Source organism: Chryseobacterium sp. SSA4.19, assembly GCF_022601875.1.
In the GTDB taxonomy this organism is placed as follows: Bacteria; Bacteroidota; Bacteroidia; order Flavobacteriales; family Weeksellaceae; genus Chryseobacterium.
The window spans coordinates 111,840-135,879 of record NZ_JAKVIP010000007.1 but is presented as its reverse complement, the minus strand read 5'-3'; the positions used below and the strand labels follow the sequence as shown (position 1 = coordinate 135,879).

Annotated in this window: 19 protein-coding genes and 1 other RNA gene; 16 read left to right on the top strand and 4 right to left on the bottom strand. The window is 38.6% G+C overall.

Features of this window, described 5'->3' with window-relative positions; genetic code table 11:
* Positions 1–53: 53 nt before the first annotated feature.
* Both MKJ01_RS06895 and MKJ01_RS06890 read right to left on the bottom strand, forming a co-directional pair.
* Positions 54–2,984 carry a reprolysin-like metallopeptidase gene (locus MKJ01_RS06895; protein WP_241612854.1) on the bottom strand — a complete coding sequence of 977 codons (2,931 nt, stop codon included), beginning with the start codon at positions 2,982–2,984 and terminating at the stop codon, positions 54–56.
* Positions 2,985–3,197: 213 nt separating this feature from the next.
* Positions 3,198–4,337, bottom strand: a complete 1,140-nt coding sequence (locus MKJ01_RS06890) for an acyl-CoA dehydrogenase family protein (RefSeq protein ID WP_241612852.1) — start codon at positions 4,335–4,337, stop codon at positions 3,198–3,200.
* Between the two features lie 191 nt (positions 4,338–4,528).
* On the opposite strand from MKJ01_RS06890, the gene MKJ01_RS06885 reads away from it, so the two are divergent.
* The 9 genes from MKJ01_RS06885 (at position 4,529) to MKJ01_RS06845 (ending at position 14,653) form a co-directional block, all read left to right on the top strand.
* The gene (locus MKJ01_RS06885; protein ID WP_241612849.1) at positions 4,529–6,391 is read left to right on the top strand and encodes an endonuclease; all 1,863 of its coding nucleotides are present in this window, start codon (positions 4,529–4,531) and stop codon (positions 6,389–6,391) included.
* A gap of 205 nt (positions 6,392–6,596) precedes the next feature.
* Positions 6,597–7,037 carry a GPW/gp25 family protein gene (locus MKJ01_RS06880; protein ID WP_241612847.1) on the top strand — a complete coding sequence of 147 codons (441 nt, stop codon included), beginning with the start codon at positions 6,597–6,599 and terminating at the stop codon, positions 7,035–7,037.
* A gap of 23 nt (positions 7,038–7,060) precedes the next feature.
* Positions 7,061–8,938 (top strand): type VI secretion system baseplate subunit TssF, encoded by a 1,878-nt coding sequence (locus MKJ01_RS06875; protein ID WP_241612846.1) that lies wholly within the window; start codon positions 7,061–7,063, stop codon positions 8,936–8,938.
* Between the two features lie 321 nt (positions 8,939–9,259).
* The gene (uvrA, locus tag MKJ01_RS06870; protein WP_241612844.1) at positions 9,260–12,091 is read left to right on the top strand and encodes an excinuclease ABC subunit UvrA; all 2,832 of its coding nucleotides are present in this window, start codon (positions 9,260–9,262) and stop codon (positions 12,089–12,091) included.
* 3 nt (positions 12,092–12,094) lie between these two features.
* Complete coding sequence (locus tag MKJ01_RS06865) at positions 12,095–12,694, top strand: hypothetical protein (protein WP_241612842.1); 600 nt, start codon at positions 12,095–12,097, stop codon at positions 12,692–12,694.
* Positions 12,695–12,919: 225 nt separating this feature from the next.
* Positions 12,920–13,324, top strand: a complete 405-nt coding sequence (locus tag MKJ01_RS06860) for a hypothetical protein (protein WP_241612840.1) — start codon at positions 12,920–12,922, stop codon at positions 13,322–13,324.
* Positions 13,325–13,467: 143 nt separating this feature from the next.
* On the top strand, positions 13,468–13,602 hold the full coding sequence (locus MKJ01_RS06855; protein ID WP_241632547.1) for a protein with bacteriocin-type signal sequence: 135 nt from the start codon (positions 13,468–13,470) through the stop codon (positions 13,600–13,602).
* A gap of 193 nt (positions 13,603–13,795) precedes the next feature.
* Positions 13,796–14,308 (top strand): YetF domain-containing protein, encoded by a 513-nt coding sequence (locus MKJ01_RS06850; RefSeq protein WP_241612838.1) that lies wholly within the window; start codon positions 13,796–13,798, stop codon positions 14,306–14,308.
* Between the two features lie 150 nt (positions 14,309–14,458).
* The gene (locus MKJ01_RS06845) at positions 14,459–14,653 is read left to right on the top strand and encodes a hypothetical protein (protein ID WP_241612837.1); all 195 of its coding nucleotides are present in this window, start codon (positions 14,459–14,461) and stop codon (positions 14,651–14,653) included.
* Positions 14,654–14,952: 299 nt separating this feature from the next.
* On the opposite strand, the gene MKJ01_RS06840 is transcribed toward MKJ01_RS06845, so the two are convergent.
* On the bottom strand, positions 14,953–15,267 hold the full coding sequence (locus MKJ01_RS06840) for a DUF4286 family protein (RefSeq protein ID WP_241612835.1): 315 nt from the start codon (positions 15,265–15,267) through the stop codon (positions 14,953–14,955).
* 147 nt (positions 15,268–15,414) lie between these two features.
* On the opposite strand from MKJ01_RS06840, the gene gyrA reads away from it, so the two are divergent.
* From gyrA to MKJ01_RS06815, 5 genes are all read left to right on the top strand, one after another.
* Positions 15,415–17,997 (top strand): DNA gyrase subunit A, encoded by a 2,583-nt coding sequence (gene gyrA, locus MKJ01_RS06835; RefSeq protein ID WP_241612833.1) that lies wholly within the window; start codon positions 15,415–15,417, stop codon positions 17,995–17,997.
* Between the two features lie 28 nt (positions 17,998–18,025).
* Positions 18,026–19,060, top strand: coding sequence for a hypothetical protein (locus tag MKJ01_RS06830; RefSeq protein WP_241612831.1), 1,035 nt, complete (start codon positions 18,026–18,028; stop codon positions 19,058–19,060).
* Between the two features lie 246 nt (positions 19,061–19,306).
* Complete coding sequence (locus tag MKJ01_RS06825; RefSeq protein ID WP_241612829.1) at positions 19,307–20,143, top strand: 1,4-dihydroxy-2-naphthoyl-CoA synthase; 837 nt, start codon at positions 19,307–19,309, stop codon at positions 20,141–20,143.
* 92 nt (positions 20,144–20,235) lie between these two features.
* Positions 20,236–21,165: a 1,4-dihydroxy-2-naphthoate octaprenyltransferase gene (menA, locus tag MKJ01_RS06820; protein WP_241612827.1), complete on the top strand. Its 930-nt coding sequence runs from the start codon at positions 20,236–20,238 to the stop codon at positions 21,163–21,165.
* 286 nt (positions 21,166–21,451) lie between these two features.
* Positions 21,452–22,138, top strand: coding sequence for a metal-dependent hydrolase (locus MKJ01_RS06815; RefSeq protein ID WP_241612825.1), 687 nt, complete (start codon positions 21,452–21,454; stop codon positions 22,136–22,138).
* A gap of 105 nt (positions 22,139–22,243) precedes the next feature.
* On the opposite strand, the gene ffs is transcribed toward MKJ01_RS06815, so the two are convergent.
* Positions 22,244–22,341, bottom strand: an RNA gene (gene ffs, locus MKJ01_RS06810) — signal recognition particle sRNA small type.
* Between the two features lie 130 nt (positions 22,342–22,471).
* Between ffs and MKJ01_RS06805 the strand changes: the two genes are divergently transcribed.
* Both MKJ01_RS06805 and MKJ01_RS06800 read left to right on the top strand, forming a co-directional pair.
* A complete protein-coding gene (locus tag MKJ01_RS06805) occupies positions 22,472–23,071 on the top strand; it encodes a DUF4199 domain-containing protein (protein WP_241612823.1) in 600 nt (199 codons plus the stop codon).
* Positions 23,072–23,088: 17 nt separating this feature from the next.
* Positions 23,089–24,039 (top strand): glycosyltransferase family 2 protein, encoded by a 951-nt coding sequence (locus tag MKJ01_RS06800; RefSeq protein WP_241612822.1) that lies wholly within the window; start codon positions 23,089–23,091, stop codon positions 24,037–24,039.
* Position 24,040: the final 1 nt, after the last annotated feature.

Genomic DNA, 24,040 nt, shown 5'->3' with positions numbered 1-24,040 from the left:
AGACTGCCCGTTTCCGGACAGCCTTTTCTCAAAGTTTGCTTTGAGTCGGTTAATTAGTTTTTGATAAATCTCCTGGAGATGTCTCCAATCTGTATCATATAAGCTCCTTTAACAAGATTGCTTACATTAACAGAGCCTCTTTCGAGTTTTCCTGAGTTAATTAGTTTTCCACCCATTTCGAAGATTTTATAATCTTCATTCGTCGTATTTGAAATATATAAAATATCTTTTGCAGGATTCGGATATAATTTAATATCCGTTAATGTGTTCTGAACGGTAAGTTCTCCTCTTCCCGAGGAAACAATGTTTAAAGTATAATCTTCAACCTGCCCGTAAGTATAGGAACCGCATGATGAAGACGGTACTGAATTATACTGCATCATCACCCTCATTCTGGTAGATCCGACCGTTGCCGTGGAAGGGATTGTAATAGATCCGCTAACAGGATTTGTCGTGGATCCTGTTTTTGACCATGCCAACTCTCCGCTGTCTGTAAAATCTCCATCTCCGTTGTAATCGATATAAACAGCATACGCTTCGCTATAAACGGTTGATGTCCATACCGGAGTTACGGAAATAGTGTATGCACTTCCCCGGATTACATTTGTAGAAACAGAAGTAAAGTTTTCATACCCTGATGTTCCGGTGGAGGTATTATTAATGGTTCCGAATTTCACATTACCGATTCTTTCGTCTCCTGTATTGGTTGCTGATGCTGAACAGTAAGAAACAGTGCTTCCCGCAGAAGTGGTTACCGTTGCTGTATTGCTTGAAGCAGAAACATTTCCAGCCGCATCTTTAGCTCTTACCGTGAAACTATAAGTTGTTGACGGGCTTAAACTTGTTACCATATACGTTGTAGAAGCAGTAGATCCTATTAATGATGATCCCTGATACACATCATACCCTGTAACTCCCACGGCATCTGTAGCACCCGACCATGAAAGATTGGTACTTGTAGAAGTTGTTCCTGAAGCCGAAAGGGTAGGTGCAGTAGGCGCTGTAACATCTACAGAACCAGAACCTGCATTTACTGTAATGTTGGCATTATTGACATCAAAGAAGATATGATTGGAGCCTTTTACCATGATTCTTCCTGTGCTGGTCGAAACATTCGGAATGGTGACTGCCTGTGATCCGTCATTCGGAGTTCCTGCCAATAGAGTAGTCCAGGTATTTCCCGCATCGGTTGACCATAGAATATCAACATTGGCCGTATTAACACCATTGGATGTTGTTCCTGCTACATTCCAGGTTACCGTCTGGGATGTTCCTCCGGAATAGGTGGTCGCTGAATTCTGAGAGCTTACACTGAAAGGCCCTGCAGTTCCATTTACGGTAATTACGGCATCGTCGGAATTATTTCCTGATCCTCCGGCTCTGTTGTCCCGTACGGTAAATCTGAAGTTATAAGTTCTTGCCACACTGGATAATGCTTCCACAGTGATTTCAGAACCGGCAGTAGTTGTTGCACCTGCTAAAACGGAAGCCATTCTCGGGAAATATCGTACCGGGGAAGCGGTTGGTGTCCAGGATCTGAAAGTAGGTCCTGACGCTTTGGTTGCACTTGCCGCCGAACTTGCCCCAGTTTGCGAAGATGAAGCGTTATCTAACTGTTCCCAGATATAAGTTAATGAATCACCATTGGCATCCGTTCCGGTGCCGGTCAACATAAAAGGCGTTCCTTTAGGGATGGTATAGTCTGAACCTGCATTTGCAGTTGGAATTGAATTCCCAGTGCTTGTGCTTACCGGGCAGGTTTTAGATTTAATATTATTTGTAATCTGCTGGATACTGATCGCATGGAAGAAAGCATCGGAATGGGGCTGGACATCCTGGCTTGTGATTCCTGCGTATCCCATAATCGTGGATCCTGATCCTGGTTCCATATTAACCCCTGATCCTTCATTTGTATTTGAAAATGTATGGTTGCCTCCGAACTGATGCCCCATTTCATGAGCGACATAATCAATATCAAAATTATCTCCTGAAGGAATAGCATCTGCTGGAGAAGTATAGCCGCTTCCTTTAGAACCGTTGGTACAGACACATCCGATGCATCCTGCGTTTCCACCGCCTCCGGAAGCACCGAATAAATGACCGATGTCATAGTTGGCTTCTCCGATTACCGATGTTAGTGTAGACTGTAACTGTGAATTCCAGCTGCTCATTCCTGAAGCGGCAGAATAAGGGTCAGTGGAAGCATTGGTATAAATAACGGCATCATTATTAGAAATAAGAACCATTCTTGCGGCAAAATCTTTTTCAAAAACACCGTTAACACGGGTCATGGTGTTGTTCATGGCCGCCAAAGCATTTACTTTTGTCCCTCCGAAATAGGAAGTATATTCTCCAGTACATGATAAAGCCAGCCTGAACGTTCTTAATTTTGCATCATCCGCATTCGGCCTTGCAGCAAGATTGCCGGTATTGGAAACTCCTTTCTGAGCCACATCGATCACCGTACATTCGAAAGTGCTTAAATCATCTTTTTTATCTGATTTCTTATAGACTACATACGTGGAAAGATCTTTTGAATAAGGCTCAATGAAAACCGCTGATTTATCACCGTAAATTTCCATTGAAGACAATCCCAGAGGAGAAATACTGAAATAGACAGTGGAGTTCGAGTCTCCGAAACCTTCTCCAATATATGATTTGATGTCAGGATATTTTATAGCCAGCTGAGGATCAAAATTTGAATTTTCTTTCACCTTAAAGTTTTCCATATTTCCTTCAGCATTCGGAAAAGAAATGATAATTTCTGACTTATCACCTGATGCCAGTCTTTTACGTGCTTTTGAAAGAACCGCTTTCAAGCCGTTAAAATCAAGCCTGTAAATCTTAGGATTGGTGATGTTTTTTTTATTTTCAAAGATATCTGAAGATGTTTTTTTAGAATCTGCAGACCAGAGACGGTCCGTCTGTGCGAAAGAAATGCCGGATAAAAAAAGCAGCCCGATCAGTGATAATTGTTTTTTCATATAAAATCTCTTTTGATTGTGAATTATCAAATCTAATAAAATTTTATTTATCAAAAACAAAATTATTTAAGAAATTTTTAGAGATTTTAAATAAAACGCTATGCTCGTCATTGCTTATTGTTTCCGGTATATTTTCTCACAAAAAGAAAATAGCACCCGTAACTCACGGATGCTATTCACTTATTGATGATATAAGTCTAATTTTATAAGATATTATTTCGTGATATCTCTTCCGATCACCAATCTCTGGATTTCAGAAGTACCTTCACCGATGGTGCACAACTTAGAATCTCTGTAAAATTTCTCTGCCGGGAAATCTTTAGTATATCCATACCCTCCGAAAATCTGAACGGCATTATTGGAAATTCTTACACAAGCCTCTGAAGCATATAACTTAGCCATAGCACCTTCTTTTGTCATTTTCTGCTTTGCATTCTTCAATGTTGCTGCTCTCTGGATCAGCAATTCGGAAGCATCAATTTCTGTAGCCATATCTGCAAGCATAAAGTTCACAGCCTGAAATTCTGAAATAGATTTTCCGAACTGGTGTCTTTCTTTCGCATATTTCAAAGCGGCTTTGTAGGCGCCTCTGGCAGTTCCTAAGCTTAAAGCTGCAATAGATATTCTTCCGCCGTCAAGAATTTTCATGGCCTGTTTGAAACCTTCCCCAACTTCTCCCAACCGGTAAGAATCCGGAACTCGTACGTTGTCAAAAATAAGTTCCGCCGTTTCAGAAGCTCTCATCCCTAGTTTATTTTCTTTCTTACCAGAAGAAAAACCAGGCATTCCTTTTTCAAGGACAAAAGCCGTTGAATTATTTTTTGCTCCTATATCACCCGTTCTCGTCATTACCACGGCAATATCTCCGGAAATAGCGTGGGTAATAAAATTCTTCGCACCATTGATGACCCACTCGTCACCATCTTTTACAGCAGTAGTAGACATCCCTCCTGAATCTGACCCTGTATTGTGCTCAGTAAGCCCCCATGCCCCGATTACCTTTCCGGAAGCCAGCTGGGGAAGCCATTTGTGTCTCTGCTCTTCATTTCCGAATTCATAAATATGGTTGGTGCAAAGTGAGTTATGTGCCGCTACAGAAAGCCCGATGGACGGATCTACCTGAGAAATTTCATCCAGGATCGTAACATATTCATGATAACCAAGACCAGAACCTCCATATTGTTCAGGGATAACGATTCCCATGAAACCCATTTCTCCTAATTCATGGAATAAATCTTTAGGAAAAGTCTGACTTTCATCCCACTCCATAATATTAGGCCTGATATTCTTCTCAGCAAATTCCCTTGCTGTTTCAGCTATCATTTTAATGTTGTCAATAGTCTCTGTATTCATATAAATAAAAGTTAATTCCCAAAGATAACCAAATTGACGTAACACCCAAAAAAATTATTGACCCCATAAAACTTTATCCTTAAAAAATTAATTGTCAATTTTTTATATTCTAAACATTAATGATTTTTTAACGAAAAATTCAGAAATCAGAGGCAATAAATTACCTATTTTAGGCTTCCAATTTTTAAAGCATGAAAAAAATTCTATTTCCTATATTTTTAGCTTCATCGTATTTTGCAGCCCAGGCTCCGGCAGGATATTATGATGGGGCGGCAGGCCTAACGGGATACACCTTAAAATCAAAACTTCATGATATTATCTCTGTCAGGAATATAAACCGGCATTACGGTGATCTTACGAATTATTATAACCAGACAGATCTGGACCGCTATTACGATCATGATGCATCCAACACCACTAAATTATTAGATATCTATTCTGAAATTCCAACGGGACCGGATGCCTATGAATATACGACTGCAGATATTATAGGAAGTGCCAATGCGGAAGGCTTAGGATGGAACCGGGAACATATGATGCCTCAGAGTACATTTTACAGCAATTACCCAATGTATTCAGATTTATTTTATGTTGTGCCCACTGATGCGAAGATTAATCAGTTAAGAAGTAACTATCCGTACGGAATTGTGGGTTCCACCATTTATTATACTTTCACCAACTCCTCAAGGATAGGGAATTCGGCTATTCCCGGAATGCCATATGCAGGAAGGGTATATGAACCTATTAATGAATTTAAAGGGGATGTCGCCAGAAGCCTTCTTTATTTTGCCGTACGGTATGAAGGAAAATTAGGGACTTTTAACTTTAACAACAATACGAATCCTGCATCAGATACGAATCCATTGGACGGGACAGAAGAACGGGCCTATGATCCGGATTATATGACCATGCTTTTACAATGGCATCAGCAGGATCCTGTTTCTCAAAGGGAAATCGACAGAAATAATGCGGTGTATAATTTACAGAAAAACAGAAACCCTTTTATCGATAATCCGACTTGGGCAAATGCTATCTGGGGGCAGATTCCTGACACAACAGCTCCCCAGGCACCATCTAATCTTACCGTTACCCAAAACAGCGCCTATTTCACGACATTAAGCTGGATCCCAAGCACAAGTGCAGATGTCATCGGATATAAAATTTATCAGAATGGGACTTTAGTGGCTTCAACAAAAACCCCGAATATCAGTATTGACCATCTTACCCCTTCTACCACTTACAATTTTACGGTTAAGGCATATGACAATGGTTATCTGCTGTCTCCGGAAAGCAATACAGTTTCTGCAGCTACTTTAAGTACTGATGTATATGCAAAGGATTTATTTATTTCAAAATATCTGGAAGGAAGTGCCAATAACAAAGCGCTGGAAATTACCAACAAAACCGGGCACGCCGTAAATCTGAGTAATTACAGGCTATCCATTCAGCTGATGGGTGAAACAAATTATTATTTTCCGGCCCCTTATGAGCTGGAAGGCATTGTTCAGAATAATGAGACTTTTGTTATCCTGAATCCAAATTCCAATTTCACGTGCTATGCTATCAATCAGGCCAGATTTGTGACCGCAGCTCCGCAAATGACTTATTCGGGAGACCAATATCTTGAGCTGAGGTATAAAAATATGTCCGTAGATGCTATCGGTGTCAGCAATGCTAATAATTTTCCGGTTCTAGGAAATGTTTCGTTATACAGAAAACCAACTGTGAGCCAGCCGACATCAACTTTTAATATCAATGAATGGGATTCTTATGCTGCTAATTATTGTCAAAATTTAGGAACGCTTTATTCTGAAGATGCTATTTTATCAGGAAATAATCTTAAGATGTACCCGAATCCTGTACAGGATAATATTTTCATTACCGGAAAGGCTGAACATATTAAATCCGCTCAGGTACTGGATTTTTCCGGAAGGCTGATCTATCAGGAAACACTTCCTTTTAAAAATAAGAAAAAAATCCCCGTTCATAACCTGCCTGCAGGTTCTTACCTTTTGAAACTCGACAAAAGATCTTATCCGTTTATCAAGAAATAAAATTAAATAGCTTAGAAAATCAGAAGAATATTATGCTTAAAATATTCTGATATAATTACAAGGGTCTCATACAAAGTTTGGAATTCACGGACATTATGAAATAATTTAAAAATTTAATCATTCTATATTTCGTGAAAAATGTTTAAATTGGTATTTCTTTTCAAATAGATTAGAATCAGACCACAAACTATAAACAAGCCAAATCATGGATACCCCCAATTACAGAATGCCTTTTGTGCCTTCGACACTGATGACGGAAGGAGGGAGCATCGATACATGCGATATGGGTGAAAGTATTGCCCATAACATCATGCTGCTGATTACAACCAAAAAAGGCGAAAACCGGTACGATGAAAATTACGGAAATGATGTCTGGAACCTGGAATTTGACAACGGAGTCACCAGCGCAGTATGGGAAAGCGTTTTCATAAAAAGCTTGAAAAGACAGATCCAGGAATACGAACAGAGAATTGTTCAGCCTCAGATTGATGCCCATGTACAGATTGTAGAGCACAGCTACGATACCAAAGAACATACAGAAATCAAAAAAAAAGTAAAAATAGCCATCAACGCAAAAATGGAATCGACAGGAGAACGTTTCAGCTTTTCGACCGAACTGTTCTTAAGCCCGATGTCCATTGATTAAGATTTTAAACGGTAACCAGAATTATGAATTTAGACCAGAATATCTATTCCAAAGAATCCGTAAAAGCCAGAATGCTTCAGAACGCAACCAAAGTGTGGGGACTGAAAAGTCCGCAATCTCTGGATCCCTTCGTGAAACTGCTGATCGACGCTTTCAGTACTGAAATTTTTAAGGCAAATAATGAAATACAGACTGTAAATGCCAGAATTCTAGAGAAGCTGGCGAAGTTATTAACACCCTCGATTTATACCCATCCGGTTCCCGCACATGCCGTTGCTTTTACACAGCCTTACGACTCATCTGAGGTCTTGTTAGAGCACACGGAGTTTTTCTTCAGGAAACAAATGACTTCCACCATAAAAGCTGAGTCAGACAAACAGGTTAATATTCCTTTTACTCCGGTAGGAAATATCAGGATCAATAAAATTCAGACTGCAATGATGTTCGTGGGCAATACCTGTTACAGTATTGATGAAAGGCTTAATAAAATTCCGATTGCAAGATTTCAGGGAAGGTCGGAAGATTACAGGAAAGTTACCATCGGTATTGATGTGACGAAATATTCCAGTGAAAATTTTTCGAAATACATAAGCATTTACTGCTCAAATCCTGCATTTGAACATTTGGACTTTACCTATAAGCTGCTTCCCTACATTACCGTGTCAAGCAATGGAAATCCCCTGTTTGTAAAAGAAGGGCTGACCTATCTGACCAATAGCCACACCGCAGACGGATATGAGCAGATGTTCCGTGAGCAGTCGATTCAGAATAAGCTTATAGAAGATGTAAAAAGTATTTACCGACATAAATTTATTGAAATTTCAGGCTTATCAGACCGACTGTTTTCAGAGCCTGGAAAACTTCCTGAAAATCTGGATTTTGTGGATTATAAGGAAGAGATTATGAAGCATATCTCTGGGAAGCGCTATTTATGGCTGACTCTGGAATTTCCGCCTCAGTTTTCCGCTGAAATACTGGATAACTTTTCATTTGTATTGAATGCATTTCCAATTTACAACAGAGGCTGGAAAAAAACAGAATACAGTCTTGATATTATGGGGAACAACATCCCTTTGATCACTGATGAAGGCGAACATTTTTTATATGTCGATGAAGTTCAGGACGGGGATGGGAGAAGATACACGGAAATCCCCTTTACACCGAATGACGATCTTAAAAAAGGTTTATATACGGTAAGAAAGGGGGGAATGGAGCGTTTCACCAATAGAAACGCAGTAGACATGATTGCCAATGTACTGGAGCTGACAAGAGATGAAATTGCAGCATTCTCATTATTGAACAGGGACAATGTAAAAGGCGTTTTAAGCGAAATGTCCGATAAAATGAAATCAATGGTTCAGAAAGTAAATAATGCGAGGAGAAACATCAAACAGGAGCTGAATTATGTGATCATGGAGCCGGTAGAAAAGACAGACCATACATATGCTTCGTTCTGGATCACGCACTGTACACTAGCGAATCATATGCGGCCCGGAACCGAGCTGTCTAATCAGCTGAAATCACAGGCCCTGATTCTTCTTACCGAAACCATTGGCGGTGCGGAAGAGCAGAAGGGAACCGACAGTATCCAGGCATATAAATACGCATTAACAACAAGGGATAAAATCATTTCCCTGGAAGATGTCAAGAACTATTGCAGGATGGTGATGAAAGATGAGCTGAAAGAAGTGCGCGTAAAACGGGGAACAATGATCAGTAATAAACCAAAGGAAGGATTTATCCGTACCGTTGAGGTGGAAATCATACCTCAGAATTACACTTTTTACGGAAGGGTTTATTGGGAAAACATGGCGAATATTCTCCGGAACCAGATTATTTCAAAGGCTATCGACGGAATTGAATACCGGGTGAAAATCACCAACGACGATGCTGATTTTTAAACATATCATTATAAAACAGAGCCGGTGATGTTTTCATCGGCTTCGTTCTTTAATATTCTAACCATATTAATCTCCACGCATTTTAATAAAATCAATTATCTGATTTGCAAATATTCATCGCTCAGATATGACTTTATGAAAGCAAAATATTTCTGTTGTTATTTATTTAAAATATTTCAAAAACCATTTAACAGCCCCTCTCATTTAAATTTAGATTGTATCTGATTTCAAGCTGTTAATCTGATATTTTTAACACATAAAAATTCCATAAAATTCCGTAATTTTGCACAGCGTGATTTTCATGTAAGGTCACACCAAATTATGAGTAAATCAACAGAATATATAGAAGTGTACGGTGCCCGCGAGCACAATCTTAAGAATATCAACGTCAAAATTCCACGTAACGAACTGGTTGTGATTACCGGGCTTTCAGGAAGCGGGAAATCCTCATTGGCTTTTGATACCATTTTTGCAGAAGGACAGCGCCGTTACATCGAAACTTTTTCTGCCTATGCAAGACAGTTTTTAGGAGGATTGGAACGTCCGGATGTCGATAAGATTGAAGGGCTTTCTCCTGTTATTGCCATTGAGCAGAAAACGACCAATAAAAACCCGCGCTCGACCGTGGGAACCGTTACTGAACTTTACGATTTCCTGCGTCTTTTGTATGCAAGGGTTTCGGATGCTTACTCACAGACTTCAGGCAAGAAGCTGGTAAGCTATACGGAAGATCAGATTCTGGATAGCATCAAAGAAAATTATAAAGGGGAGAAAATTATGCTGATGGCACCTGTTGTACGTTCCAGGAAAGGGCATTACCATGAGCTTTTTGTTCAGATGGCCAAAAAAGGATACGGACAGGCACGAATTGACGGTGAAATGCAGGATATTGAATACGACCTGAAGCTCGACCGTTATAAAACCCACGATATCGATATTGTGATAGACCGCTGGATCATCGGGGAAAGCGCTTCTGAAAGCAGAATGGAAAAATCACTCCGTACGGCAATGGACATGGGGGAAGGCATTATCGGGATCCAGAAGCTCGGAAGCAAGGATATTGAATATTTTTCTAAAAACCTGATGGATGCGGAAACGGGCCACTCACTGGCCTTACCTGAACCCAATACCTTTTCGTTCAACTCACCGAAAGGAAGCTGCCCAAGCTGTAAAGGACTGGGAATCATTAAGAAAATCAATACAGATTACTTTGTCGAAAACCCGAAATTATCAGTTAACCAAGGAGGTTTGCTACCTCTCGAAGACATCAAATCCAATAAATGGATACTTGCCCAGATTAAAAACATCCTTGAAATTTTCGGATTGGGATTAGCCACGCCTTTCAAAGATATTCCGGAAGAAGCATTGGATTACATTTACAACGGCTGTCACAAAGAGTTCAATAAAGATTTAAAATATGCAGGGATTACCAAAAAGATAAAGATCAGTTTTGACGGTCTGATTCCTTTCATGGAAGAGATTATTGAAGAAAAGGAATCTTACGAAGGCATTTTACTGGAAAGACATTTTACGACGGAAGAAACCTGCCCGGAATGTAAAGGCACACGTCTTCAGCCTTCCAGCTTAAGCTTTAAAATTGACGGTAAAAATATCGCTGAGGTTAACGGATTGAGCTTAATTGATCTTAAAGACTGGTTAGCCGAGGTAAGAGGGACTTTCTCAGAAAAAAATGCGATCATTGCCCATGAAATTTTAAAAGAAATCGAAACCAGGCTTCAGTTTTTGCTGGATGTCGGACTGGATTACCTGAGCCTGAGCAGAAGTTCAAGAACCCTTTCCGGAGGGGAATCCCAAAGGATCCGTCTGGCCACCCAAATCGGTTCTCAATTGGTTAATGTATTATATATTCTGGATGAACCCAGTATTGGACTTCACCAGAGAGATAACGAAAGACTTATCAATTCATTAAAAAATCTTCGTGACATCGGAAACTCCGTTCTGGTTGTAGAACACGACAAAGACATGATCCTGGAAGCCGACGAGGTATTGGATATCGGACCGAGAGCAGGGAAGTTCGGAGGTGAAATCCTCTGGCAGGGAAAACCGAAAGATCTGTTAAAGGCAGATACCATTACCGCCCAATACATCAACGGAAAAAGAAAAATTGAAATCCCGGCAGAAAGACGTGAAGGAAACGGGAAGCACATCATTCTGAAAGGAGCTACAGGAAACAACCTTAAAAACGTAACCCTTGATATTCCCTTAGGAAAACTGGTGGTAGTTTCCGGAATTTCGGGAAGCGGGAAATCTTCATTAATCAACGGAACTTTATATCCGATTCTCAATAAACATTTTTACAGAGCTGTCCAGGAACCTTTGCCGTATAAAAAGATCGAAGGGCTTGAACATATTGATAAAATTGTAGATGTGGACCAGACTCCGATCGGAAGAACACCGCGTTCCAATCCTGCCACCTATACCGGAATGTTTACAGATATCCGGAATCTCTTTGCCGAACTGCCGGAAAGCAAGATCCGCGGCTACAAACCGGGAAGATTCTCCTTCAATGTAAAAGGTGGAAGATGCGAGACCTGCCAGGGCGGGGGATTAAAGGTGATTGAAATGAATTTCCTGCCGGATGTTTATGTTCACTGTGAAACCTGTAACGGAAAAAGATTCAACAGGGAAACCCTGGAAGTACGATATAAAGGAAAATCAATTTCCGATGTACTGGAAATGACCATTGATGAAGCGGTAGACTTTTTCCAGCCGATCCCTAAGATTTTTGCAAGGGTAAAAACACTTCAGGATGTTGGTTTGGGATACATTACCATGGGACAGCAGTCAACAACACTTTCCGGGGGAGAAGCTCAAAGAATTAAGCTGGCTACGGAACTGGCCAAAAGACAGACCGGGAATACCTTATACATCCTTGATGAACCGACGACCGGACTTCATTTTGAAGATGTGAAAATCCTGATGGAAGCCATCAATAAATTGGTGGAACTGGGGAATTCATTTATCATTATCGAGCATAATATGGATGTCATCAAACTGGCCGATCACATTATTGACGTAGGACCGGAAGGCGGGAAGCATGGTGGAGAGATCATTGCCAAGGGAACACCGGAGGAAATTATCAAATCTAAAAAATCTTTGACAGGAAAGTTTTTGAAGAAGGAGATGAAATAGATAATGAATACACTGATACAAAAGAATGGGAGAAACTCAAAATTATTTGAAATTCAGGAAGACGGAATTTTTGTTAAAGATAATTTTGCAAAAGAACTACGGGAATATAAAGTTTATTTTTCAGATATTCATGATGATGAAAGTGTCATAGGAAAATCTAAAGATTTTGTGCTTATCGCAATTGCTGTTTCTGTATTATTTAATGCAATACTTCTTACCATATTGATTAATGACTCATACAATCTGTCAGTATCAACCGGAATGATTGTTTTTATAACAATTATGATTCCCGTTTTTATTATTGTAAGCTTATGTAATAACGAATTCAGAAATGAAAATTCAAAAATGCTTTCAGCTGTAAAACCTCTTATTTTTTCCTACACAAATAAAGAAATTGATGAGGTAGATTCGTTTATTTCTAAAATTAAAGAAAGTAAAAAGGAATATTTTTTAAAAATATATTATAAAGTTGATAACCTGATTCCTGTACATATCCAAATAAGTAGAATTCACTTGCTTTATGAAAATAAATATATTAATGAAAGTGATGCGAAATTCATTATTGAACAACTAGAAACCAAACGTATAATTGAAGGATTATAAATTAAATCTCGGAGCTGAATCAATAAATTCAGCTTTTTTTATGCCATTTTTATCATTCCAATATTAAATTTTTCGTTATTTAAAAATTTATATGATTAAAAATCAGATGATTATACCACAATGTTAACCAAATGTTAACTGATTATTAATTTAATATGAATTATTTCATAACTTTGATTAAGAGATAAGAAACAAATAATGTTTAATATTTAAAATCAAATATTTATGAAAAATAAAGTTCAGATATTCGTCGCTTCACTTTTTGTTTGTGGAAGTATGATGATTACAAATACCATCAAAGCACAAACTGCCGCCAATAATACCATTGAGGAAGTTAAACTGCATAAAAATGACGGGTTTAATGAGATCAGGGAACTGCTGATCGATAATTTTGATTTTACCAATGCTGATTATAAACAGGGAGTAGTCAACTCAGAAGTGAGATTTGAAATTGCCGAGAATGGTAAAATTGTAAATGTTCATTCCAAAGGTGACTGCAAAAATGTAAGTAAAGAAATTGAGAACGTTTTAAAAGGATCTAATTATCCTGCAGGTCGTAAAAAATCAGACCATAACATGATAGCATATACTTACGTAATGCCTGTAACAGTAGAAATTGACAGCAAATAATTTCATTCTATTTTATTTATAAAAGCTATATGGTTGCCATGTAGCTTTTTTATTTTAAAACACTTTATCGTGAAAAATTTGAAATACAAGGCAATAATTACATCTATTTTTTGTTGTATAGGTAATCAGTAAATTAAAACGATATGAAAAATTTAAAAAAATTAAGCAAAGTAGATCTTAAATCAGTGTATGGCGGACAGCCCAAACAATATTGTGTATATTGTGAGCGGTTAAATAAAACGGTATGCAGCACCGTTCAGATCAGTACATGCCCGTAAAATAAGCCGCTTAATTGAGCGGCTTTTATTTTGCTCTGTCATTCTGAACAGAATTATTAAATCCAATTTTAAAGTCATTATATCCGTAAAATTTAAATTTGAATTATAGGAAGGTTTAAAATTTCATTTGCAGACAGTATAAGTTATTCAACAAATCAAAAAAATTGATACATTTGATTTTTAATACATTATTGTGAATCCCATTCTAGATGTTGTAGTCCGCTCCCTTTGCGTATACTTTTTCATGGTCATTGCCATACGTCTTTTCGGCAAGAACCAGCTTTCCCAGCTTAACGCAGGAGATGTTGTTTTACTTTTGCTGATTTCCAATGCTGTCCAGAACGCCATGGTAGGACCGGATACGTCCCTGCAGGGCGGACTGATTGCAGCCCTTGTTCTTTTTACAGCTAACTTCATCATGAAAAAGTTCATGTTTTCCAGCCAGAAGTTTGAACGTTTTATGGAAGACGACCCTGTTATTCTGATAAGAGACGGCGTTGCAGACCAAACGGCTTTAAGAAGGGTTAAAATCAGCACAGGCGAGTTGGAAGAAGCAATCAGGGAGCACGGGGTTGAAGGTATTGACCATGTAAAATTATCTGTTCTGGAAGTTGACGGTAATATCAGTGTGATTTCGGAAGATGAAAGGAGCAGGCAGACTCATTATTCAAGAATTAAAAGGAAAAATAAAAGGAAATACCATTGAAACTTTACTAACGGTTACACTATAACTAAAGAATAAGGAAACAGTTTGCTATTCTGATATCATCATTACCGCCTACGGACCGGAAAGATTTTTTCACTTGCCTGGCATTATCCTTGATGCTTTACCCGCGAAATTTGAAAAGTGGAGAAAATGAAAGGATTACTTACAGCTGCCGGAATCGCAGCAGCATCCCTGTTATTAACATCTTGTGTGGTTCATGATCATCCCGGAAGAAGAGGAATGCCACCCGGGCATGCAAAAAAAATATACAGACATGATAAAGGAGGACATGGTCACGGACACCATAAACACAGAGGCCGTGGGCACGAACATCATCGAAGATAGATAAGAAGCACTGATTATTCAGTGCTTTTATTATCATAAATACATATATACCATAACTTTTTTCACAAACGATACGATTGGCATTTGCCTTGATACGTATACTCTGAATTCCAAAAAATAAAGTATGAAAAATGTATCTAAATTAATGATGGCTATTGCCATGGCTGCTGTGCTGTCTTCATGTTTACACCATCCGCCTGCACCACCAAGACCGCCGAGACCTCCGCATCACGCAAGATAAAACATTAAAAAGCCCGGAACTGTTTTCCGGGCTTTTGCTTTATAAATAACTTTTAAAATTACATTCTTGATTTCCTTGGATTCAGGAGAGTATTAAAGATCATCACTTCCTGTCCGAATTTCATTTCTATACGTTCCGCAATATTTTCCAGTTCGCTTTTAACAAAATCCTCCCTGAAAGCGTCGTTTTCAAAAATCAAAAGGAGATTGTAATTTTTACCTTCGTCAATATAGTCGCTGTGCACTTCAGAAAGGATATATTGATTAACATCCATCAGGTTTTCCGTCATTAAAACGAGGGTATCATTCATATAGTTTTCCCATTCCTCGAGATTATTTTTGGTACAGTGAAAAGTTAGACTTAACAGGCTCATATTTTATGATTTTTTAAGATTGTATGGATAAATTTTACCGCAAAAATCGGCAAATTTTTCGTAAATTAGCACGTTAATAAAAAATGCAAAAAGATAATTTTCAGACATGCAGCTAAGGGTCTGACTATCATTATAATAAAATTGTTTATGCAAAAAGAAGGAGAAAGACTGATTCCTATCAACATTGTTGATGAAATGAAGTCGTCTTACATTGATTATTCGATGTCGGTTATCGTATCAAGAGCGTTACCGGATGTAAGAGACGGCTTAAAACCTGTTCATAGAAGAGTACTTTACGGTATGTATGGATTAGGGGTTTTTTCTAATAGGAAATATTTAAAATCCGCAAGAATTGTAGGGGATGTTTTGGGTAAATATCACCCGCACGGAGACTCCTCCGTTTATGATGCAATGGTAAGAATGGCCCAGGACTGGAGTCTGCGGTATCCGCAGGTAGACGGTCAGGGTAACTTCGGGTCAATGGACGGCGATCCGCCTGCAGCCATGCGTTACACCGAAGCAAGGCTGAAAAAGATTTCTGATGAAATTCTTTCAGACCTGGATAAAGAAACGGTGGATTTTCAGAATAACTTCGACGACAGTTTACAGGAACCGACGGTAATGCCTTCAAAAATACCTAACTTACTGGTAAACGGAACTTCAGGGATTGCGGTAGGAATGGCTACCAATATGGCTCCTCATAATTTAACGGAAGCAGTCAATGCAATTTGTGCCTATATCGACAACCGTGATATTGAAATTGACGAGCTGATGCAGCATATCATTGCCCCTGACTTCCCGACAGGCGGTATCATTTATGGATATGACGGCGTAAGAGATGCATTCCATACCGGAAGAGGAAGGGTTGTCCTGAGAGCTAAAGTGGCTTTCGAGGAAATCGGAAACCGAAATGCCATCATCATCAACGAAATCCCTTATCAGGTGAATAAGGCTGAAATGATCGCAAGGACTGCCGAGCTGGTAAAGGATGATAAGATTCCGGGCATCTATGAAATCAGGGATGAATCTGACAGAAGAGGACTCCGTATTGTTTATGAACTGAAGAATGATGCAATTCCAAATGTTGTCTTAAACTTATTATACAAATATACTTCTCTTCAGACGTCTTTCAGTGTCAACAATATTGCGCTTGTACACGGGAGACCGGAGCAGCTGAACCTCAAAGACATCATCCTCCATTTTGTGGAGCACAGACATGAGGTGATTGTCAGAAGAACGGAGTACGAACTTAGAAAAGCGAAAGAAAGAGCGCATATCCTGGAAGGCTTCATGAAAGTGATCGGTACCCAGGATTCTCTGGATAAAGCAATCGCAATTATCCGTCACAGCGCTAATCCACAAGCGGCAAAAGAAGGATTGATTACAGAATTTGATCTTTCTGATATTCAGGCTCAGGCTATTCTGGATCTGCGTCTTGCCCGTCTTACAGGAATGGAACTTGATAAGATCCGTGACGAGTATGATGCCATTATGAAAGAGATTGCTGATCTGGAAGATATTTTAGCCAATGAGCCAAGAAGGTTCCAGATCATCAAGGATGAATTAATTGAAGTAAGAGATAAATACGGTGACGAAAGAAGAACTGAGATCGATTATTCAGGTGGTGAAATGTCAATTGAAGACATTATCCCGAATGAATCCGTAGTTCTTACGATTTCACACGCAGGATATATTAAAAGGACTTTGCTTTCAGAATATAAAATCCAAAGCAGAGGTGGTGTTGGAAACAGAGCAGCCACTACGAGAGATGAAGATTTCTTGGAATATATCGTTTCCGCAACCAACCACCAGTACATGCTGTTCTTTACCGAAAAAGGAAGATGTTACTGGCTTAGGGTATTTGAAATTCCTGAAGGATCCAAAACCTCAAAAGGAAGAGCTGTACAAAACCTGATTAATATTGAGCCTGATGATAAGATTAAAGCTTACATTAGAACCAATAATCTGAAAGATTCTGAATATGTTAATCAGATGAGTGTAGTGATGGTTACTAAAAACGGAACCATTAAGAAAACCTCTCTGGAAGCGTATTCTAGACCGAGGATAAATGGGGTTAATGCCATTGAAATCAGAGATAATGATCAGTTATTAGGTGCGTATTTAACGAACGGAACCTCTCAGATCATGATCGCTACCAAAAACGGCAAATGTATCCGTTTCCCTGAAGAAAAAGTTAGGGAAGTAGGAAGAGGATCCATCGGGGTTCGGGGGATCAGCATGGAAGATAATGATGAAGCCATCGGGATGATTGTGGTTAATGATCTTGAAAACGAAACCGTTCTTGTAGTATCTGAAAAAGGATATGGTAAAAGAACTGCCGTTCTGGATTACAGGGAAACCAACAGAGGAGGAAAAGGAGTAATTACCCTGAACATTACTGAAAAAACAGGAAGCCTGATCGCAATCCAGAATGTGACGGATGAAGACGGACTGATGATCATTAATAAGTCAGGAGTCGCTATCCGTATGAATATGGATGAAATGAGGGTAATGGGCAGAAATACCCAAGGGGTAAAAATGATCAACCTTAAGAAGAATGACGAAATTGCAGCAATTGCAAAAGTAGAAATGGATAAAGAGGTAGAAGAGGTTATTGAAGAAGGAGCAGAAGCTGTAACAGACAATTCTGAAAACAGTACGGAAGAAGCGCCTCAGATAGAAAACCAAGATCAGGAAGAAGGAAGTGAGAATTCCGATTCCGCAGAATAATTGTGTACAATCAATATAAAATAGTATTATGAAAAAGCTAATTTTAGGTATGGCTATCATAGCGTCTTCTCTCGCTTTCGCGCAGAAAGATGATGCAAATGCTAAGCTACAGGAAGCTAATAAAGCAGCAATGGATGCATACAACGCAAAAAACTATGCGGTTGCGGCTCCTAAGTTTATGGAAGTTTACAACTTGCTGAAAACAAGCGGCCAGGATAATAAAGTATATATGTATTACTCAGGTCTTAATTATGCTTTGGCTAACAACATTGAGCAGGCAATTAAAATATATACAGATTTAATCAATTCAGGGTATACGGGTGTTGAAACAACGTATACTGCAAAAGAAACCAAAACAGGAGAAGTAAAAAGTTATGATAAAGCAACCTGGGAGCTTTTAAAAAAGACTTCTTCTAAAGATTATTCTGATTTCAAAACAGAACAGTCTCCAAGTGTGGAAGCCGATTTGTATGAGACCTTGTCTACTTTACTGTTAAATGCCAAGAAAAATGACGAAGCATTAGCAATCATTGAAAAAGGACTGGCAAAGTTTCCGAACAGTACTAAACTGAAAGAATACCAGGGATCTGCGCTATATGCTTCAGGAAACACAGATAAATTCATGACGAATTTAAAAGAGCAGTTAGCCAAAAATCCTAATGATGCGACAAACTGGTATAATTTAGGAGTTTTACAGTCTAAAAATCCTGAAACAGCAGCTGAGGCTATTGCTTCTTTCCAAAAAGCTATTGAGCTTAAAGGTGATTTCGCCAATGCATACCAGAATTTGGTATATACAGTAATCGGAGATGATGAAAAAGCAGTCACTGATATTAATGCTTTGAGAAAAACCAAGCCGGATGACGCTACAAAATTAATTGAAGCCAGAAAGGAGAGGTTTATGAAAGCGACTCCTTATGCTGAAAAATGGTATCAGGCTATGCCTTCTGATATTAACAGTGTTCAGGTATTGAAAGATATTTATAACACGACAAAAAATACAGCTAAGTATAATGAAATGAAAGCTAAAGAAGCTGAACTTCTTGCTAAGCAGCCAAAATAATTCTTTCAGAAATTTATATAGGAACCGGGACATTTTTGTTCCGGTTTTTTTATGTCTTCAGTTTTACAGGAAGTCATATTTTCATCCCTGATTTACATTATTACTTTAAGGATCTGTCCAAAATAAAATTGACGAGAAATAAAATATTTCGATCTGAATATTCATCTTGATTTCTTATTTATTATCAGTAAAAATGAACCTTAAAATTCTTTGCAATTCCGTATCTTTGGGAAAAATTTTTACAACATGATCGAGTGGAAAACCGTCAGGGAATACCAGGACATTACCTATAAAAAATGCAATGGTGTAGCGAGAATAGCTTTCAACAGACCGGAAATTCGCAACGCTTTCAGACCCAAAACAACTTCAGAATTATACGATGCTTTCTACGATGCTTCAGAAGACCCTTCTATAGGAGTTGTTCTTCTTTCAGGGGAAGGCCCGAGTCCTAAAGACGGAGGCTGGGCTTTTTGCAGCGGCGGGGACCAGAAAGCAAGAGGGCATCAGGGCTACGTGGGTGAAGACGGAAGACACCGCCTGAATATTCTGGAAGTCCAGCGTCTGATCCGTTTTATGCCAAAAGTAGTTATTGCAGTGGTTCCGGGATGGGCCGTTGGAGGAGGACACTCGCTCCATGTGGTATGTGACCTTACGTTAGCAAGTAAGGAGCATGCGATCTTCAAACAGACGGATGCAGATGTTACCAGCTTTGACGGTGGTTATGGTTCAGCGTATCTGGCCAAAATGGTCGGACAGAAAAAAGCCCGTGAAATTTTCTTTTTAGGAAGAAACTATTCCGCTCAGGAAGCTTTGGAAATGGGAATGGTCAATGCCGTAATTCCTCATGCCGAACTGGAAGATACTGCTTACGAATGGGCACAGGAGATCTTAGCGAAATCCCCGACATCGATCAGGATGTTGAAATTCGCCATGAACCTTACAGACGACGGAATGGTTGGGCAGCAGGTTTTTGCTGGAGAAGCAACACGTCTTGCCTATATGACGGAAGAAGCTCAGGAAGGAAGGAATGCATTCCTGGAAAAAAGAAAACCTGATTTCGGAAAAGATCAGTGGATCTCTTAACATAAATAAGAAAATAGTAGTTAGAAACCAGAAATTAGACTTATGCAGTTTAAATCTGGTTTCTAAATTCTAATTTCCAATATCTAAATATTATGTCAGATTGGATAAAAGCCGCAAGGCTTAGAACATTGCCGCTTTCCCTAAGCGGAATTATCATGGGTTCTTTCATTGCAAGATGGAAATTGTACGACGAAGGAGGAATCTGGGACTGGAGAATTTTTGCATTGGCACTTTTAGTTACATTACTATACCAGATTTTATCGAATTATGCAAACGATTATGGAGACGGCGTTAAGGGAACCGATGCAAAAAGGGTAATGGAGGCAGAAGCAAGAGCAGTTGCGTCCGGAAAAATTACGGCGAAACAAATGAAGAATGCGGTAATTATCTTATCAGTTTTATCTTTTGCTGCAACTGTAGGTCTTTTATACGTGGCTTTTATTCCTGAATATATGAATGAATTTTATATTTTCATCGGATTAGGAGTAGCAAGTATTTTAGCGGCAATCGGCTATACGATCGGGAAAAAACCTTACGGATATATGGGATTAGGCGATGTGTTTGTTTTTATCTTTTTCGGACTGGTTTCGGTTTGCGGAAGCTATTTCTTATTTACAAAATCGTTCAGCTGGGACATGCTGCTGCCGGGAACTGCTGTCGGTATGATGAGTATGGCCGTGCTGAACTTAAACAATATGAGAGATATTGAAAGCGACAGGTTATCAGGCAAAAACAGCTTTGCACTGAGAATAGGCTTTAAGAATGCCATGATCTACGAAATGGTTCTGTTGCAGCTTCCTTTGATTTTAATGCTGGTTTTTTTCGGAGTAAACGGATTCTTTCAGACGCAGAACTATTATGTATTCATTGTTATGATTTTACTGCTTCCGTTAATGAAATTAAGAAGACAGATTATGGCAGTAAAAAACCCAAGGGAACTTGATCCGTTTTTAAAGCAGGTTGGAATTATAACTTTTATGATGGCCGTTCTTACAGCTTTCGGACTTAATTATTTTGGATGATCAATTACAAATTAAAGCATTTAAATATTCTTTTTTCCATATTGATTCTGCTTTCTAACATTTATTTTATTTCTAAAACAATAACGTTAATTGAGAAAGATGGAGGACCAATGGGATTTGGATATTTGGTTCTTCCATTTTATTTAATTATAAACTTAGGAATAATTCCTTCATTAATTGTTATTTTAGGAAAACAATATAATAATAAATTACTATTTTTTCTAAACTCCACTAACTCAATTCTAATATTATTTCTACTTTATATTTCTTTATAAAATTTAACTAAATGAAAATACAATACTTAGGACAAAACTGTTTTTTGTTTACCTACAAAGACAAAACAATTTTAAGCGACCCTTTTTACAACTACAAAAAAACAGAATCAGGATTTGATATTTCGGCTCAGAAAATAGATTATATTTTGCTGACCCATGCACATGGAGACCATATTGCAGACGTTGAGGAAGTTTTACGGCATCATCCTGAAGCCACGATCATCGGCCAGCCCGAAATATGTGCCTACTTCAAAAATGCCAAAAATAAAGATGATGTCAACTTGGGCGGATCAGCAAAATTAGGTGACCTGAAAATTTCAATGGTTCCTGCTCACCACACCAGCTCGTTTCCTGACGGAAGCTACGGAGGCGTTCCCGTAGGTTATATTTTTAGGCTTCCTGAAGGCAGAAACTTGTATATGGCAGGAGATACCGGAGTGATGGCAGATATGGAGCTTTTCCCAAAGTTATACGGTAACTTAGATCTTTCGATTCTTCCTATTGGAAGCCATTATACCATGTGCGCGAGAAAAGCAGCTTTTGCAGCATCAGAATTACTGAAGACTCCAAAAGTGATCGGATGTCATTTTGATACATTCCCTGCAATTGAAATCAATCATGAAAATGCACTGAAGCATTTCTCAGATAAAAATGTTGAGCTCGTTTTACCTAAGCTTGGTGAAACTTTCGAATTTTAAATAAACAGTTAAAGGAAGGTAATTTGAAAACTGAAATGATGACGGAATGTATAAAAACAAAAAAAGATAATTCTCAGATTACCTTACTTCAGTTTAAAACAAAAAAAATGGCAAGCTACCTAAATCACACCGCTACGACCGATTACCTTTGCTGCGTTCCCACCCTGGAGGATTCTCAGGAGCTGGTTGTTTAGGACTTGCCGTTGCAAAGATAGGAATATTTTATAAACTTAAAAATATTATGAAAGAAAAATAGGTGAAAAAACGCTGTGATCAAGCTAAAAGGCTGAAATGTAGCGGAATAATTTTTCAACTTTTTCTAAAAAATTAATTATGACAAAAAGTCCATTAACACTAGGAATTATCCTTTTTATCGCTACAATGATTGTTTTTTTTGTAGTATATTATTTTTTCTCAGGAGTCAACTATTTTGACATCTCACTGAAGGCCAATGCTTTTGTTTTACCCGTTTTATATGCGGGTGCCGCTTTCTGGTCGGTAAAAACCTATTGGAATAATCATAGAACCGTCAGTTTCAAAGATGCTTTCAAAAGAGCTTTTGTTCCGATGTTTATCGGTGGGGTACTTTCCATTTTGAGCATTTATGCCTATCTTAATTTTGTAGATACCGATGCAAAAAAACTGCTGAATTATCAGTATGTAACCAGACAGAAAGCAGAACTGGATAAAGAATATGCCTCTGCGAGAAAAATTTTAAAACACCAGAAAGATATTGACGAACTGGACCAGAAATACAAAGAAAGGCTGCCCAGCTTTTCTCCGGAAGCAGTGAAAGGAAAAGATATGCTTACCGCCAGTCATTTTTCAGGATATTTTGCAGCAATTCTTATATTTTACGTAGTTTTGTCATTGTTTTTCGGGGCGTTTTTCAGAACCCGAACCGTCTATCAGGAAATAGAAAACCAAGAATAATTTTTACTGACATTTAAATGAATTTATCCATAGTTATTCCGTTATTAAACGAAGAAGCGTCTTTGGAAGAGCTTTTCTTAAGAATTGATACTGTTTGCCAGGCCAACAGTTTATCATACGAAATATGGTTTGTAGATGACGGAAGCACCGATCTTTCATGGAGCATTATTGAAAACATGAAAGTACAGCATCCGCAGATCCACGCCATTAAATTCTCCAAAAATTACGGAAAATCCCAGGCATTGCATGCCGCTTTCGAAAGAACTAACGGAGACGTTATTATTACCATGGATGCAGATCTGCAGGATTTTCCGGAAGAAATTCCTGAACTCTACAGAATGGTGGTTGAAGACAATTATGACATCGTTTCCGGATGGAAAAAGAAGCGTTTTGATAATGTCATGACGAAAAATGTTCCCTCTAAATTATTCAATGCCGCTGCACGAAAAGTTTCAGGCGTTGAGCTTCACGATTTCAATTGTGGTTTGAAAGCCTATAAAAAACAGGTGGTAAAAACCATTGATGTGTACGGAGATATGCACCGGTATATTCCGGTTCTGGCTGCCAATGCAGGCTTTAGAAGGATTACGGAAAAAGAAGTACAACATCAGGCAAGACCTTACGGAACTTCAAAATTCGGAACCGAAAGATTCATAAGAGGATTTCTTGATTTGGTCACTCTTTGGTTTGTAAGCCGTTTCGGAGGAAGACCGATGCATTTCTTCGGAGCAGTGGGAACTTTGATGTTTATAGTCGGTTTCCTGTCTGCGCTATGGCTAGGACTTTCTAAACTTATTGATGTAGCCAGAGGAATTTACGGACATCTGATTACCAATAATCCTTGGTTCTTCATTGCGTTAACCATGATGCTGATGGGAACATTGCTGTTCATAGCCGGATTCTTGGGCGAAATGATCATCAGAACGAACCGTGAACACAAAAATTATAATATTGACGAAGTGATTTAAA

Bases quoted from the DNA above. Each gene is read 5' to 3' on its own strand.
- gyrA (WP_241612833.1), top strand. From the start codon at position 15,415: ATGCAAAAAGAAGGAGAAAGACTGATTCCTATCAACATTGTTGATGAA.
- MKJ01_RS06860 (WP_241612840.1), top strand. From the start codon at position 12,920: ATGAAAAATAAAGTTCAGATATTCGTCGCTTCACTTTTTGTTTGTGGA.
- MKJ01_RS06825 (WP_241612829.1), top strand. From the start codon at position 19,307: ATGATCGAGTGGAAAACCGTCAGGGAATACCAGGACATTACCTATAAA.
- MKJ01_RS06895 (WP_241612854.1), bottom strand. From the start codon at position 2,984: ATGAAAAAACAATTATCACTGATCGGGCTGCTTTTTTTATCCGGCATT.
- menA (WP_241612827.1), top strand. From the start codon at position 20,236: ATGTCAGATTGGATAAAAGCCGCAAGGCTTAGAACATTGCCGCTTTCC.
- MKJ01_RS06840 (WP_241612835.1), bottom strand. From the start codon at position 15,267: ATGAGCCTGTTAAGTCTAACTTTTCACTGTACCAAAAATAATCTCGAG.
- MKJ01_RS06800 (WP_241612822.1), top strand. From the start codon at position 23,089: ATGAATTTATCCATAGTTATTCCGTTATTAAACGAAGAAGCGTCTTTG.
- MKJ01_RS06845 (WP_241612837.1), top strand. From the start codon at position 14,459: ATGAAAGGATTACTTACAGCTGCCGGAATCGCAGCAGCATCCCTGTTA.
- MKJ01_RS06865 (WP_241612842.1), top strand. From the start codon at position 12,095: ATGAATACACTGATACAAAAGAATGGGAGAAACTCAAAATTATTTGAA.
- MKJ01_RS06885 (WP_241612849.1), top strand. From the start codon at position 4,529: ATGAAAAAAATTCTATTTCCTATATTTTTAGCTTCATCGTATTTTGCA.
- uvrA (WP_241612844.1), top strand. From the start codon at position 9,260: ATGAGTAAATCAACAGAATATATAGAAGTGTACGGTGCCCGCGAGCAC.
- MKJ01_RS06815 (WP_241612825.1), top strand. From the start codon at position 21,452: ATGAAAATACAATACTTAGGACAAAACTGTTTTTTGTTTACCTACAAA.
- MKJ01_RS06875 (WP_241612846.1), top strand. From the start codon at position 7,061: ATGAATTTAGACCAGAATATCTATTCCAAAGAATCCGTAAAAGCCAGA.
- MKJ01_RS06805 (WP_241612823.1), top strand. From the start codon at position 22,472: ATGACAAAAAGTCCATTAACACTAGGAATTATCCTTTTTATCGCTACA.
- MKJ01_RS06880 (WP_241612847.1), top strand. From the start codon at position 6,597: ATGGATACCCCCAATTACAGAATGCCTTTTGTGCCTTCGACACTGATG.
- MKJ01_RS06890 (WP_241612852.1), bottom strand. From the start codon at position 4,337: ATGAATACAGAGACTATTGACAACATTAAAATGATAGCTGAAACAGCA.
- MKJ01_RS06830 (WP_241612831.1), top strand. From the start codon at position 18,026: ATGAAAAAGCTAATTTTAGGTATGGCTATCATAGCGTCTTCTCTCGCT.
- MKJ01_RS06855 (WP_241632547.1), top strand. From the start codon at position 13,468: ATGAAAAATTTAAAAAAATTAAGCAAAGTAGATCTTAAATCAGTGTAT.